This window comes from Hymenobacter sp. DG25A, from assembly GCF_001280305.1.
GTDB lineage: Bacteria > Bacteroidota > Bacteroidia > Cytophagales > Hymenobacteraceae > Hymenobacter.
On record NZ_CP012623.1, the window covers coordinates 2026618 to 2041748 of the forward strand.

Consider the following 15131-nt stretch of genomic DNA (forward strand, 5'->3'; position numbering starts at 1 on the left):
CGCTTATTTCAGGCCCGTAAATGCGCTAGAATTACGTCAAACACGGCCGGCGCATCTATTGAATCCTGGGGCAACAACTGATGGCTGCGGCTCATCAGCAGCGGGCCTTCCGCAGGGGTTTCGGGCTCTCGTCCGTGGGAGCCTTTTATGAGGCTGGCATCCAGCGGAATGATGTCCATCAGCATCCGGAAACCCAGCTTTTTTCGCAGCAGCTTCAGGCCTATTTTGGGTTTCAGAAACCGGATAGTGGGGTTGGTGAACATCTCCACGGGGTCGTAGCCGGGCTTGCGGTGAATATCGACGATGCGGGCAAAATCCGGGGCCCGGGCATCATCCAGCCAATAGTAATACGTAAACCAGGCGCCCTTTTCAGCTACCGCAATCAGCTCGCCGGCACGGGCATGGTTTAGGTGGTGGGCGGCTTTTTCTTCGGGACCCAGCACCCTGTCCACGCCGGGCACTTTCTCCAGCAGCTCCCGCACGGCCGTTATTTTGGAAGGATCCTGAACGTAAATATGCGCCAGTTGGTGGTCGGCCAGGGCAAACGCCTGGCAGGTGCCGGCATCCAGCAGCTCCAGGCCCCGCTCCTCCCGAATGGAGAGGTAGCCGTTTTCCCGCAACACGCGGTTCAGATGCACCGGGCGGGAAACCTCAGCAATGCCGTACTCGGACAGAAAAATAACCTGCGCACCGGCGCTTTCAAAATAGGTGGCCAGGAGCTGGCACACCCCATCAATTTCCTGTAAATCGGTAGCTACTCTTTTATCCCCGGGGCCGTAGCGCTGGGCGTTATAATCAAGGTGCGGCAGGTAAACCAGCGTGAGCGTGGGGTGGTAGCGCTTATCGGTTTCGATGGCGGCCTCGGCAATCCATCGGCTGGAGTTGATGGTGGTGCGCGGGCCCCAGTATTCAAACAGCGGAAACGGGCCCAGCTTGGCTTCCAGCTGGGGGCGCAGCTCCATGGGATAGGTGTAGCAGTCGGGCATTTTGCGGCCATCGGCCAGGTACTGCGGGCGCGGGGTTACCACGTAATCGGCGGTGCTGTACATGGCATACCACCAGCAGATATTGGCGCAGGTGAAAGTGGGGTCCTCGGCTTTGGCAACGTCCCAGATTTTCGGGGCCTCTACCAGCCGGTTAGATTGCCGCCAAAACCTGGGCTCACACTCGTCGCGGAAATACCAGCCGTTGCCTACAATGCCGTGGTCCGTGGGCCACTTACCCGTAAGGTAGGTTGATTGCACCGAGCAGGTTACCGCGGGCAGCACATGACCGACGGAAACCATTTTTGCTTCTTCTGACCACCGCTTTAGAAAGGGCGTATGCTCCCCTATCAAAGCCGGGGTCAGTCCTACCACATCAATCACAACTGTTTTACGCATAGCAACTTACTTTCCAGTGTCGGTAGAATAAAGGCCGGGTTACCTGACTAGGTCAGCGTAACTTTGATTGGGCCGGAGGATGGCTTGGCCGCATTTTCCGGCTCTACAGCCTTCGCGGGAAGATGCTGCTGCACCCATTCCAGCTCCCGCGCAATGGAGGAAACCAGGTCCTGCTTGATATCCGGGGGCAACACTTCCCAGGTATAGGTTTCTACTTCTAAATAGCTGGTAATCGGCTGCGCAGCCAGTGCCCACAGCACTTTCAGGATTTCCGACTGGGTAGATTGCACCCGGTTATAACAGGCCAGAAACACCGGCACATGAAAATGGGAGCGCCACTCCCGGGCCTGCTCCTGCATGATATGTGGCAGAGCCTCCGGTAAATCGGCGTAGTGCGTGATGCTCTCGTCCTGGTTGCGCACTAGCACCTGATGCAGGTAGGTGGATTCGGCGAAGGCTTCGAACTCTTGGGTCAATTCCTGGCGCTCTTCTATTTCCAGGGGCAAATCGGCCTTAAGGGCTGCGCTAATCTGCACTCGGCCTACCTTGATATTCCGGGCGGCTAACCGCTCAAAAACTGTGGCCGGCTCCTCGTACACGAGGGCAAAGTGGCACACATCGTAGCACAGCTGCACGTGCTCGTAAACGGCCTGGGTTGCGCTTTCGGGGCTCAAACCTAACTGTTGTTGGAGGTGCCGGGAAACCTGGGGCAGCAGATATTGCTCATAGTAAGAGATAAATTCCGTTGAGTCTTCGAGCAGCCCATCCGGCTCGGGCTCGATATCCAGGTGTATGAGCCGGCCGGTTTGCTGCCGCAGGATAACAAGCTCTTCTACCAAGGTGGCCAGGTGCCGGGTGCTGGCCTGCAGCACCGCCTCGGTTTGCTGCGCATGGCCTGCCAGCCAGGGTTTGTATGACAAAGGAGAAGTGGAAATGCCTCCGTCCAGCCCATCCGGTAGTAACCCGGCCAATACCCGCGCCAGGCGCCTGGTGTACTCCAGCCGCGCCGGGGTTGTCCAGTCGGGCCGGTGCACCTCGTCTTTCACTGCTTCCCCGTGGAAGCTGCCAAAGGGAAACCCATTGATGATGGGCACATAGAGCTGGTGCTGGGTAAGCCAGGCTTTGAACTCTGCCAGCTGATCCGGCTGTACCAGTTCCCGGCTGGCTTCATCAGAGAGGCGCAGGCCCAAGGCAAACGTCGCATCCGGCGAAACCCGCTCCTTTACCGGCAGCACATACGTGCGCAGACTTTCGAAAACCTCCGCCCAGGTTTCTCCCGGATGAATGTTGGTGCAGTAGGTAAGATGATAGCCCTGCGGGATATTCATAGCTTTCGTGTGCTGCCGGTGAGATAAGATGGCGTGATGAGAGTGGCGGCGCCTGTTCAGCAAATGGCGGCGGGCTGATATTGCTGCAGCTGCCGCACGGATTCCACCAGCAGTGCATGGTCCATTTCGTGCACCTCTACGCCCCGACCAATTTCGTCGAGCAGCATCACCGTCAGCTGGCCCCCCAGATGCTCCCGGAACTCCTGCAGGCCCCGCAACAAGCTCTGCGGATGCGCGGCATCTTCTAGCTGCTCCGCCATTTCGGGCGCATAAAGTGCAAAACCCAGCGTGTAGATTACTTCTAAAATCTGCTCCAGCCCGGCACTGCTCAGGCGGCCCTGCAGGCAGGAATAGGTAGAGTCCAGCGCAATGCCAATGGCCACGGCTTCGCCGTGGCGTATCCGGTAGTGACTGAGCTGCTCCAGCTTATGCGCCGACCAATGGCCAAAATCAAGGGGGCGGGAAGAGCCCTGTTCGAAAGGGTCGCCGCCGGCAATGTGCTGCAGGTGCAATTCGGCGCAGCGGTGAATCAGGTGCTGCATGGTGGGCATGTGGCGCGCCGCAAGCCGGGAGGCATTTTCCTGAATGAAGCGAAAAAAGGCCGCATCCTTTATCAGCCCCACTTTCAGGGCTTCCGCAATGCCGCCCCGCCAGTCCCGGTCTTCCAGGGTCAGGAGAAACCGGGCATCGTTGAGGACGACGTAGGGCGGGGTGAAATTGCCCAGGAAGTTCTTCTTGCCGAAGGCGTTGACGCTGTTCTTCACGCCAATACCGGAATCATTCTGCGACAAAACCGTGGTGGGGATGCGGATGTGCCGGATGCCACGGTGCGCCACGGAGGCCACGTAGCCCACCAGGTCTAACACCGCGCCGCCGCCCAGCCCCACCACATAAGAATGCCGGTCGATATGATGAGTGTCCACGGCTTCCAGGAGCTGCTGAATAAGCGCGGGCTCATTTTTACACTGCTCGCCGCCGGGAATGATGGTGATGGGGCCACTCAGGCGCAACACGTCCGCATGAGCTTCCGCGTAGCGCAGAATCTCAGCTTCCAGCCCGGGGCAGTGGTCTACTACGCCGCTATCCAGCACAAAAAAAACCTTGCGGGGCCCTACTGTCCCATCCTGGCTCAGCACCTTAGCCAGCAGCGGGTTATCCGCCTGAAACAAGCCCTCGGTGAAGTGAACCGTGTAGGAGAAAGCAACCTGAAACTGCTGCTGCAAGGCACGAGTAGACATGGTGGCGGGCGGAATAGTGTGAGCGAAACAGGCAGCTAAGGCAGAAAAGCAGCGAATTAAAGGCGCTAGGTAACGGCAAACACCCGGGCCAGCAGCACCGATACCGGGAACAAAGCCAGCACAATGAGCCCGTACCACCAGCCGGCAAAGCCCGCGGCCAGCGTTGCATCCAGCAGTATGAGAGCCATGATGCCGGCTTTCACCGCCAGCCGAATATCCAGGGGCTTTAAGGAAGTAATGGCCCGAACCAGGGGCGGGAAAATGAGGTAGCAGAAGAAAGCCAGAAAAGGCAGGATATACAGGGCGTTAATTTGAGGTAAGCGCATCAGCACCAGCACGCTGCCAATCACCAGACTGTATAAACCCAACGACCCCAGCAGTATCCGTTTATCGCCCCCGTGCACCTCGCCCCGACTGATTGCCGTGATGGCCGCTATGTATACCACCGGCAGCAAAGCCAGGTACCAGTAAGCCGGTACCGCCGCGGGAATAGCGCTAAGCCCCAGCAACAGGTTGCCGCCCCGGCAGGCCCCCATATTCAGCGGACCCAGAATAGGCTGTTTCTTTCCGATGGCATCATACACCAAAGCCAGCAGCGCTACCAATGCCGCTATCAGGCCGCTGGTAGCGGAAACCTGGAAAGCTGCCACCACGCCGCCGGCCAGCAACAGGGTGCCCAGCAGCGTAGCGCTCAGGCGGCTGGCGGCACCGCTGGGAATAGGCCGCTCGGGGCGCTCCACCCGGTCCAGGTCCGCATCAAACACATCATTAAACACCACCCCCCCTCCATACAGGCCAATGGTAGCCGCAATCAGCCAGCCCAGTACGCGCAACTGCGGATGCTTAGATGCCTCCGCGCTGTCCTGCAATATCAGCTGCACGGAACCTGAGGCGGCAAAGCCCAGCAGGATATCCGCAATGGCCGTAATGATATTGGCGGGCCGCATGAGAATGAGGTGGGCAAAAAACCGGTTCATGGCCAAGGCTGCTAGCGGATGATAGTGGGGTCAGCCTCGATTTTGGGCGTTTGCCCGCCCCGCAGAATAGAGTTGCCGGAGTATCGGAGGCTCTGGTCAATCTGGCGGTCGGTGAGCCAGTCACTTTCCTGCATCTGTCCGCTTTGGCTGAATGCTGCCAGGGCATTCTGGTAGGTGACCAGCCGAACGGTTTCGGCCGGAATGCCGCGTTCCAGCATTAGCTGCGCGGTTTTGGGCACGGCCAGCGGGTCACTGATGCCCCAGTCGGCGGCGCTGTTGATGAAAATGCGCTCCGGGCCATAGTGCTTCACAATTTCCGTCATCCGCTCATTGCCCATCTTGGTGTGTGGGTAGATGGTGAAGGCGGCCCAGAAACCCCGCTCCAGCACATCCTGCACGGTTTCTTCGTTGTTGTGGTCCACGATAACCATAGCCGGATCCAGCCCGTGCTCCAGGGCTACCTCCATGCTGCGCAGGGTGCCTTTCTTTTTGTCCCGATGGGGCGTATGAATCTGCACAGGCAGGTTTACTTCCCGGGTCAGTTCCAGCTGCAGGCGGTAATATTTGTCCTCGGCCGCGGTCTGGTCGTCGTAGCCGATTTCGCCTATGCCCACCACGCCTTCCTTGCACACAAACAGCGGCAGCAGCTCCATCACCTCTTCGGCCAGGGCCTCGTTGTTGGCCTCTTTTGAGTTCAGGCCAATGGTGCAGTAGTGCTTAATCCCGAACTGGCTGGCCCGAAACCGCTCAAAGCCAATCAGGTGGCTGTAGTAATCGTGAAAGGTGCCCACCTGCGTCCGGGGCTGGCCCATCCAGAAGGCCGGCTCAATAACTGCCACCACCCCCGCCCGGCGCATAGCTTCATAATCATCGGTGGTGCGGGAGGTCATGTGCACATGGGGGTCGATAAAGAACATATGGCGGTGCGTTAGAGGGTTAAGACGGCGGAATACCAGTGCGATTTTTATAATTTTCAGGAAGCGTAAGCCTTTTCCCCGATGCTTTGCCAAGTGCAGGCTTCCGTTATAGTTGTTTTTATTTCGGGGTGCTGGCTGAGCAGTTCGCGGGCCATGGGCAGGTCGCTTTCCACCAATGTCAGGGCCGCAGCCTGGTTTTCCAGCGTATTGGAGCTTAGCAGCAGCCGCTGGATATCCGGTATATTATTCACGGTGAGGTGCGGACTTACTAGGCGCCACACCTCCGGCGAAAGCGTGCGGCCGGCAGCCCACCGCTCGTGGGCGTAATCCACCAGCATCTGGGCCAGGGCAGCGTTGTGGCGTTGGTCCAGGCCGTATATCTGGTGCAGAGGGCGCACGTTAAACACCGCTTTCAGAATCATCTGATTCCAGGCTTCAGTAGGCAGGTAGTCGTGGGGATAGGGGTTGTTCAGCGCAATGGCGTCGAACACCTGCGTCATGGTGGTGCGCACACCTTCGGCGGCGCGCTTCATGTGGGTTTCCGGGTAGGGTAAAAGCGGGAGAGCCGCGTAGAGCGTAGTTAATTCACTCAGGTCGGCTGCCGTGAAAAGCCGGTTTAGCAGGGCCGTGTAGTCGGTGGGGGTTTGGTGAGGGGCCCGCAACAGGAGCAATGTGCGCACGGCCTGATCCACAGTCCAGTGGCGTGGGTGGAAGCCGGGTCTCAGCTGCCGGGCCTGCTCCAGCTCTTCAGCCGATAGATTCAGAGAAGCTTTGCCCACAAAACGGGGTGCCACGCTGAAAGCCAAATAAAACTCTTTATCGGAGGCTTCGCTATCCAGCTGGTTTTTAAGCCAGGCCAAGGCGGCATCCGGTAGTCGGGCCGTCAGAAAAGTCAGTAGGTAAGTTTGATAAGCTTCTAATGGCATGGCTCCTGCTGCATAAAGATTGAAAACGGAGAGCATCTGCATTCTCAGGAGGCTACTCTAATGTCCCTTGCCCTCCTTTACAAATTCTCATTTATCGGCCTATAAGCATTGTTTGCAATGGCTTATTGACTGATATTCAATTATACCCACACTATACAAGGCCAGTAAATTAATATTTTAAATTATTATAATCATATATTTTTAATCTTTTTTCGATAATAATTTTAAATTTTAGAAGAGCATAAGATAAAGGTAGAAGAGCATAAGATAAAGGCTCACATTGGCTGATTTCTGTTTACTGCTTAAGAAATGTTTAAACGTTACTTCAACTCCCACCCTCTTACTTCAATTCGCACGCGTAATTCCCTTGAAACCAGTCTAGCGTGCAGGTAAGGCATGGAGTATGCCGAAAGGCAGGACATACAGCAAAATATCCGTCATACTGAGCGCGGCAGAGGCTACCCCTCAAAAGCTGTTATCCTGAGCTTGGCGAAGGACCTTCTCCCGTTAAAACGACTATCGTAACCACGACTCGTTCAAATGATAGAAGACCCTTTGCCAAGCTTAGGATGACAGATGCTATGGCCAAAAAGGCACGCGGGGTGCTTCAATTCGCAGAGTTTTCAGGCCCCAGTACACTAAGCCGCAGCTTCCACGGGTAAGCTGCTGGTACTTGGAACTTCAACCCTGGCCGCGCGCAGGGCCAGGAGCAGTGCCCCGGTGGGCAGCAGCAGCGTTGCCAGCAACAGTATACTATGATAAGCCGGGATAAAACTCCAGTCGAGCCAGAGCATGGTGCCCTGCAGAAACAGCAGCAGCTCCGTCAACAGGAAGCCGGCCAGCAAAAGCCAGGCACCCAGCCGGGCCGACCGGCCTTGTAGTGAAATTAGCCCTTGCTGGTGCAGCAGGGCAAGCAGCGTGAGCGTGGTAGCGCCCAGCGTAATAAGGTGCACAAACCCAATAACATAGTTGCGCACCGTAAACGACATAATGGCCACGTAAGGTACTGCCACGGCCGCGTGCACCATGGCTTTAAAGGCCAGGGAGCCAATACCAAAGGCCCACAGCCCCCGCAAAAGCGGTGAAAGCGGAGCCATAAGCTGCCGCAGAGCCGGCCACACGGCCCGCAGCCACTGCACCACGCCCAGCAGCTGCAGCACTACGCCCAGGGCCGTAACGGCATAAATAGCAGGGTGCCGCTCGGCCCAAGCCACGGCCAGCCCATACGTAGGCAAAAGACTGATTATTAATAAAATAAACGCCTGCCGCAGGCGGGCACGGTCCAGCGGCAGCTGCTGCTTTTCCAGGTAGGCCACCACCAGCCCCAGCGTGCCGAACATAAACCAGCCATTGAGCTGCCCGTGCAGAAAAAACTGAATAGCCAGGTAAAACAGCGTCATGTTGGGCGGCCTTGATGCCATAATAGCCCCCAACGCCCACAGGCCCACCGTAGAAAGCACAATACTGCCCAGGCCCGCCAGCAGGTAAGGCAGGGCGGCCCAGCCGGCCAGCTTTCGGCGCAGATCGGGCCAGAGTAGCGCCACCGCCACATAAGAAAGCACCACGTGCAGCGAGGTAGCCATAATGGAGCTAGTGGAATAGCCTTGCAGCGCAAACAGCACAAAAATGGCTACAACGGTAAGCTGCGTGGCCCAGAATAAGTAGGTATAGGCCCGCCGCTCGGGGCCGGCCAGCATCACGTAGCCCGTAAACAGCACCAGATACACCCAACCTAGCATGGCCCCGTGGCTATGGGCGTGCATGATGTTGCGGTACTCCACGCCCGGCACTTCCCACAGGAAGATATAGCGCATCAGAGCCCCCAGCAGAGCCGCCACGGTTAGATTGATAAGCGCAAGCTGTATCCACTGACGGGCCGGCGGCCAGGAAACGGGCGGTGAAATCATGCGGGCGGGGCGGGTTAGAGATAGTAGTTGCAAAAATATTTTATTCCTAAGGCCCAGTTTATGATTTCTGTCATAAAAAGCCGCCGCAGAGAACAATAGCTTTGACGAATTCGGGAAGGTGCTTTCGCCTCCATTTGCTGATTTCATTCACTGCAAAGCCTATTTCTGCTCTCTTATGCCCCCTGCCGGCTATACAGCCCAATCAGACCACCACTTCTCTCCCTGCCGGAAGGCAACGGTTTATAGGAATTAGTTGATTAATGTAGATTTCTTCCGAAAAAAGTATAGGTTCATTAACCGCTGGTTGATTACCCGTTTTGCCGGAGAATTCACAATTCCCTTTTTTCTATAAAAGCCCCGCCTGGCACCCAGCGAAGCAACAAGCTAGTACGGGCAGCCGGGCAATTATACCTCTATCGACTTTCCTGATTTCCATCCTTTCACTCTTTCCCAATCTATTATCCCATGGTATTTTTAACAAACACCTCCTCGGTTCGCTCGCTGGTGCTGGCGGCCGCTATCCTCACGGGGGCCGCTACCTTCAGCGCCTGTGGTGGCAATGAAAAGCCCGCTGAGGAAGCCACCACCAGCGAGGGCAACATTTATGAGTCGGAGGCCGGCAAAGAGGCTATGGCCAAGGCCGATGCCGAAAAGGCGGGCGGCGAGATTTTCACCGCAGAGCAAATAAAGCTGAGCCCCACCGTGGATAAGGCCATGGCCGCCAAAGGCAAGGGCCTGGCTGAGCTGAAATGTCAGTCGTGCCACAGCATGGGCGAGAACCGCGTGGTAGGACCCGGCTGGGCCAATATTACGGAGCGCCGCAAGCCGGAGTGGATTATGAACATGGTAGTACACACCGATAAAATGCTGGAAACCGACCCCGAGGCCCAGAAAATGTTGGAGCAGTGCCTGGTGCGCATGCCGAACCAGGGCCTCTCGGAAACGGAAGGCCGCGAGGTGCTGGAGTACATGCGCACGCTGGTAGCCAAGAAATAACGATTCCCTTGTGGGTGCCCTTCCGGCTTACCGGGCCCGCCAGGCCTTCAGCAGGAAGGGCGCCTTTGGGAATTTACGGTGGTGCTGGTTCGCAGGCATATCCATGGTAAGTTCTTCCCCTCTCAAATTCACAGACACCATTGTATGCCCTTCAACATAGAACTTCCCAAAGCCCGCATCAGCCTCCTGGCTACGGCTCTTTCCGCTTCCACACTTCTGTTTTCCTGTCAGGAAAGCGGCAAGGCCAGTGATACCGACAAGAATGTAGTGCATCTGAACGCCCCGCTTACCGGCACCGTAACGGCTGAACTCACCGATGCCCCGCTGGTGCCCAAGCCCCTCACCTACAACACCCCCAAAAAGGTAATAGTAGAGCTGGAGGTGATTGAGAAAGTAATGAAGATTTCCGACGAAACGGAATACACTTTCTGGACCTTCGGGGGCCACGTACCCGGCAAATTCATTCGGGTGCGGGTAGGCGACCTGGTCGATTTCACCCTGAAAAATGCCCCTAACAGTAAAGTAGTCCACAACATTGACCTGCATGCAGTAAACGGGCCCGGCGGCGGGGCCGAAGCCACGAGTACGGCTCCGGGGCAAAGCTCCAACTTTCAGTTTCGGGTGCTGCAGCCCGGCCTCTATGTGTACCACTGCGCTACCGGCCCCGTGGGCATGCACATTGCCAACGGTATGTACGGTATGATTCTGGTGGAGCCCGCCGAGGGCCTGCCTAAAGTAGACCGGGAGTTTTACCTGATGCAGGGCGACTTCTACACCAAAGGCAAGTTTGAGGAAAAAGGCCTGCAAGGCTTTGATGAAGAAAAAGCCATAAAGGAGCAAGCCGACTATGTGCTGTTTAATGGCCGCGTACGCTCTACCACCGGTAAAAATGCCCTGCAGGCCAACGTGGGCGAAACCGTGCGGCTGTTTGTGGGGAATGGCGGGCCCAACCTGGTTTCCTCCTTCCACGCCATTGGCGAGATATTCGACAACGTGTACATGGAAGGCGGCGCGGCCGTGAACCATAACGTGCAAACCACGCTGATTCCGGCCGGTGGCTCCAGCATCGTAGAAATGTCGTTGCAGGTGCCGGGGGTGCTGAACCTGGTAGACCACTCTATCTACCGGGCGTTCAACAAAGGCGCCATTGCCCAGATTAAAGTAAGCGGCAAAGAAAACCCGGCGGTTTTCAAGTCGAATAAGTAAGCGGTTTGGCCCGGTTGAAGCAGTTGGTGCTATGGAGCGCATGAAGCATTTTCTTTTTCTGGTTCTACTGCTCACTGTTTCGGCCGGGGCTCTGGCGCATCCTGGTGCGCCTAAGGAAAAGCCCATGCATACCGTGCCGAAGGGCGTATATGAGCCTTTTTACCGCACGGCTACAACCCGTCCCGTGCCGGTAGCCGCTTTTCGGCTGGAGGAGTATGCCGTGACCAATGCAGAGTTTATTGCGTTTGTGAAGAAGAATCCGGCCTGGCGCCGGTCCCGGGTAAACCATCTTTTCGCTGACAAAAATTACCTGCTTCATTGGGCCTCTGATACCACCCTGGGCCCGGCCAATGCGCGGCTGCTGCAGGCGCCAGTGGTCAGCGTTTCGTGGTTTGCCGCGCAGGCTTACTGCCGGTGGAAAGGCAAACGCCTGCCCACCGTGGCGGAGTGGGAATACGCCGGCAACGGCAAGCCCCGCAACATCCGCTTTGCCTCCCTCACCGAGTATATTCTGGACTGGTACAAACGGCCCAACCCGGCAGTGCTGCCTCCCGTGAAGTCTACCTATGTCAACCAGTATGGCCTGTATGATATGCACGGCCTGATCTGGGAATGGACCTTCGACTTCAACAGCTTTGTGGGCTCCACCGACTCCCGAGGTAATACCACCGACGAAGTGCAGGCATTCTGTGCTGCCGGCGCCCTCAATGTGAAAGACAAAACCGATTACGCCGGCTATATGCGCTTTGGCTACCGGGGCAGCTTAAAAGGCAACTTCTGCATCCAGAACCTGGGCTTCCGCTGCGCCAAAAGCATTTAACATGAAACAAACCATCCGGCTGGCGTTGGCACTTCTGCTTCTTGCCAGCTGCAGCCCTAATAAGGAAGAGGCCACCGTGCAGTTGGCCACCACTCCGACGGCCCAGCCAGCGGCAGCGCTGCCTCAGGAAAGCGTGTACCAGCTGCCTGACACTTTCCAGACCCAGGATAAAAAGCCGTTGGTGCTGACGGCACTGGCCGGTAAGCCCACCGTGCTGGCCATGGTTTTTACCAATTGTGGCTACGCCTGCCCCCGCCTCACCGATGATATGAAAGCCATAGAAGCAAAGCTACCGGCAGATGCCGGCCGCATCAACTATGTGCTGGTGAGCTTTGATGTGGCCCGCGACACGGCCGAGCAGCTGAAAAAGTATGCTACCGATAAAGAGCTGGGCAAAAACTGGGTGCTGCTCCACGGGCCGGAAGAGGCGGTACGCACTTTATCGGTGCTGCTGAATGTGCAGTATGAGAAAAATGCCGACGGCAATTTCTCGCACGCCAACAAAATACTCGTGCTGGATAAAAACGGCGTGCCGCGCTTCCATCAGGAAGGCTTGGGCGTAAATCCGGACGAAACCATCCGGCAGATCAAAACCCTGCTGAACTGAGCAGAAAGGGGCGTAATATATATGGTGTTTTGGCACCTTCCAAATGCGGGCACCGGCATTTCGGAATGTATTCTGGGAGTATGATGTAAGTCATATACTGGGGAGCCACGGCCGCCGTATTCTTGTAGCGCCCACCGGAGCTGCCGACCAGCCGGTTGGCTTTCCCCGCACCCCTGCCCTAGCTGCCTTCATGATGGAAAACACCACCTTATCCGACATCAACACCCAGGAAGATATCCGCCGGTTGATAGATGCCTTTTACACCTTAGTCCGTCAGGATGCGCTGCTCGGCCCCGTTTTCGCCGTCCGCATTCCCGATGGCCACTGGCCCACCCACCTCGATACCATGACGCGCTTCTGGACGGCCGCACTCCTGGCGCAGCCGGCCGGCTACCGCGGCAACCCTGGCGCCAAGCACCTGTACCTGCCCATCGAGAAAGAGCACTTCCAGCGTTGGCTTCAGCTTTTCGGGCACACTGTTGATGAAATGTTTGTCGGGGATAATGCCAACGAAATCAAGCTGCGCGCCCTGAAAATGGGCGAATTATTTCAGGCCAAGATGGCCATGGCCCGCCAGGGTGGCCTTTCCATTCTATAATTTATTCCTCCTTGCTATGGATACCATGACCACAGTTTCTGAAGTATTAACTCTGCTTAAAAAGGAAGGCTATACCGTTGATTTTAACCTGACCGACAGCTGCCTGCTGTGCCACGGCAACTCCCTGCAGCTGCACCCGGATGAGTTTCTGGTAGATAAGCACTACCGCTTTGAAGGGCTTTCCGACCCGGGCGATGAAGCCGTGGTGTATGCCATTTCCTCCGCCAAGCACCAGGTAAAAGGCACTTTAGTAAATGGCTACGGCATGTACAGCGAAACCATGACCGATGACTTGGTAAAAGCCCTGCGGGAGAAAGCCCCGGCTGTTAGCCCCGTAACTGCCGAAAAATCTAACGAGGCCACGCCCCAGCGCCCGGCCGGCAGCCGCGTACTCAATGCGCCCCTGGTTACCCTGGACCTGACCAAGGCCCGGGAGCAGATAAAGCAGGAGCCCGCCTGGCAAACCAGTGACCGGAATGCCCTCACGCTCTTTAAATCCGATGGAATGCGCTTGGTTCTGATGGCGCTGCATGAGGGCGCTACGCTAAAAACCCATACTGCCCCCGGCATTATCAGCGTGCAGGTACTGGAAGGCCTCCTGGATTTCCGCACGGCCGCGCAGGCAGTAGAGTTGGGGCCCGGGGAGCTTCTGACGCTACAGGCGGGTATCCCGCATCGGGTGGAGGCGCTGGAGGAGTCTGTCTTCCTGCTGACTCTGGGTAGATAAAGCGGTAAGCTATAAGCGTAATGATTTCCGCTTACGGATATAAACAGGCCGGCTTATGGCTGCATCCACGTCATGCATTTCCACACCAAAACATGATAACAAGCTAGCAGCAGTCCTTTACCGCCTTAAACCAGATGCACCTTTATAGATACCGGATGATGATTTAAAGAGTAACGTCAGGAGATATACTTTCTGCCGCTCAAGCTCTATTTAGATTAATTTTAAATAGAGCTTGCACAGGGAGAAAAGAGCGCATAATTTTGCATTGTTTAAAAACATTCCAAATAACGCGCCTCTCCTCTTTATGCGTAAGCCTGCTGTCCTAATCCTCGCTTCACTCGCCGCTGCCTTCTCTTTTAGCTCCTGCGACAACGATTCCAAGAAGGAAGACCCCACGCCCCAATACGACATTCCGACGACCTACAATTTTCAGAATGCCAGCTACTCCGGCCAGCAGACGCGCATAGCCATGCTGGATGAGATAGGTGCTTACATTAAAACCGGCAACACCGGCGCTATTCTGGATGCCCAGCAGCTGAAGGACATGTACGCCAACGTAAACAACCGGTTTTCTACCACCGCGCTGAACACCTCGGGCAAGCAGCTGAAAGACAAAACCCTGTCTACGGTGCGGGCCGAGTACGAAGGCTACTTTGATGGCGTAGCCACAGCCAGCCTGATGGGCACAATGCCCGCCATGAACGGCCACGCCGGTATCCTGACCTCTACCGATGGCACCAAAAAATACCTGGTAGATGCCAATGGCATAGAGCTGGGTCAGCTGATTTCGAAGGGCCTGATGGGCGCTGTGTTCTTCAACCAGGCCGTGGAGGGCTACCTCACCGAGGAAAAAATTGGCAATGCCGTAGACAACACCACGGTAACGGCCGGCGAAGGCACTGCTATGGAGCACCACTGGGATGAAGCCTTCGGCTATTTTGGAGCACCCATTGACTTCCCAACCAACGTAACCGGCCTGAAATACTGGTCTAACTACAGCAACCAGGTAAACCCCGCGCTGGGCTCCAACAAAACCATGATGGATGCCTTCCTGAAAGGCCGTGCCGCCATCAGCAACAAGGACATGAAGGGCAAGAGCGAGGCCGCCGCAGCGCTGCGCACGGAATGGGAACGGGTAGTCGCCGCCTCGGCCATTCATGAGCTGAACGCCGCCAAAGGCGTAGTAGCGGACCAGGCTCTGAAAAGCCACTACCTCTCCGAGGCCCGGGGCTTTGTGAAGAGCCTGCAGTACAAGTCGGACCGCCGCATCAGCGACGCCACCCACGGCCAGGTGCTGGCCAAAATCGGCACAAACCTCTACAACACCACCGGCGCCGATATCGCAGCTGCTATTGATCTGTTGAGCACGGCCTATGGCTTTGACCCTATTAAAGGGCAGATCTAGAATTCCAGAATTATTGCTGCTTTACTTTTGTCTGCAACAGGAAGCAGCCGTTGCGCCTCACGCAGGTGTAACGGCTGCCTTTCGCTTTCTCAACTAC

The 15131-nt window shown here is 56.5% G+C and carries 14 protein-coding genes; 7 read left to right on the forward strand and 7 right to left on the reverse strand.

All coding sequences use genetic code 11. The features are described from left to right. Positions 1 to 8: 8 nt before the first annotated feature. From AM218_RS08700 to AM218_RS08730, 7 genes are all read right to left on the reverse strand, one after another. Positions 9 to 1382: an alkaline phosphatase family protein gene (locus tag AM218_RS08700; RefSeq protein WP_054413515.1), complete on the reverse strand. Its 1374-nt coding sequence runs from the start codon at positions 1380 to 1382 to the stop codon at positions 9 to 11. Between the two features lie 47 nt (positions 1383 to 1429). After that, positions 1430 to 2710: a metabolite traffic protein EboE gene (gene eboE, locus AM218_RS08705; RefSeq protein ID WP_071843741.1), complete on the reverse strand. Its 1281-nt coding sequence runs from the start codon at positions 2708 to 2710 to the stop codon at positions 1430 to 1432. A 56-nt stretch (positions 2711 to 2766) separates the two neighbouring features. Continuing rightward, positions 2767 to 3948, reverse strand: coding sequence for a 3-dehydroquinate synthase (locus AM218_RS08710; protein WP_054413516.1), 1182 nt, complete (start codon positions 3946 to 3948; stop codon positions 2767 to 2769). A gap of 65 nt (positions 3949 to 4013) precedes the next feature. Next, on the reverse strand, positions 4014 to 4925 hold the full coding sequence (gene eboC / locus AM218_RS08715) for a UbiA-like protein EboC (RefSeq protein ID WP_054415437.1): 912 nt from the start codon (positions 4923 to 4925) through the stop codon (positions 4014 to 4016). 11 nt (positions 4926 to 4936) lie between these two features. Next, positions 4937 to 5842, reverse strand: a complete 906-nt coding sequence (locus AM218_RS08720) for a TatD family hydrolase (protein ID WP_082318144.1) — start codon at positions 5840 to 5842, stop codon at positions 4937 to 4939. A gap of 56 nt (positions 5843 to 5898) precedes the next feature. Next, on the reverse strand, positions 5899 to 6768 hold the full coding sequence (locus AM218_RS08725; protein WP_157547594.1) for an EboA domain-containing protein: 870 nt from the start codon (positions 6766 to 6768) through the stop codon (positions 5899 to 5901). Positions 6769 to 7406: 638 nt separating this feature from the next. After that, complete coding sequence (locus tag AM218_RS08730; RefSeq protein WP_157547595.1) at positions 7407 to 8708, reverse strand: hypothetical protein; 1302 nt, start codon at positions 8706 to 8708, stop codon at positions 7407 to 7409. Positions 8709 to 9140: 432 nt separating this feature from the next. Between AM218_RS08730 and AM218_RS08735 the strand changes: the two genes are divergently transcribed. The 7 genes from AM218_RS08735 (at position 9141) to AM218_RS08765 (ending at position 15034) form a co-directional block, all read left to right on the forward strand. Then, positions 9141 to 9671, forward strand: coding sequence for a c-type cytochrome (locus tag AM218_RS08735; RefSeq protein WP_054413518.1), 531 nt, complete (start codon positions 9141 to 9143; stop codon positions 9669 to 9671). 144 nt (positions 9672 to 9815) lie between these two features. Then, positions 9816 to 10877 carry a copper-containing nitrite reductase gene (nirK, locus tag AM218_RS08740; RefSeq protein ID WP_054413519.1) on the forward strand — a complete coding sequence of 354 codons (1062 nt, stop codon included), beginning with the start codon at positions 9816 to 9818 and terminating at the stop codon, positions 10875 to 10877. A gap of 40 nt (positions 10878 to 10917) precedes the next feature. After that, positions 10918 to 11697: a formylglycine-generating enzyme family protein gene (locus AM218_RS08745; protein WP_197273934.1), complete on the forward strand. Its 780-nt coding sequence runs from the start codon at positions 10918 to 10920 to the stop codon at positions 11695 to 11697. A gap of 1 nt (position 11698) precedes the next feature. Next, complete coding sequence (locus AM218_RS08750) at positions 11699 to 12304, forward strand: SCO family protein (protein ID WP_054413520.1); 606 nt, start codon at positions 11699 to 11701, stop codon at positions 12302 to 12304. 190 nt (positions 12305 to 12494) lie between these two features. Further along, positions 12495 to 12902, forward strand: coding sequence for a group III truncated hemoglobin (locus AM218_RS08755; protein WP_054415444.1), 408 nt, complete (start codon positions 12495 to 12497; stop codon positions 12900 to 12902). Between the two features lie 25 nt (positions 12903 to 12927). Continuing rightward, positions 12928 to 13629 (forward strand): cupin domain-containing protein, encoded by a 702-nt coding sequence (locus tag AM218_RS08760; RefSeq protein WP_071843885.1) that lies wholly within the window; start codon positions 12928 to 12930, stop codon positions 13627 to 13629. Between the two features lie 304 nt (positions 13630 to 13933). Beyond that, the gene (locus AM218_RS08765; protein WP_054413522.1) at positions 13934 to 15034 is read left to right on the forward strand and encodes a DUF4856 domain-containing protein; all 1101 of its coding nucleotides are present in this window, start codon (positions 13934 to 13936) and stop codon (positions 15032 to 15034) included. The last annotated feature ends 97 nt before the right edge of the window (positions 15035 to 15131 follow it).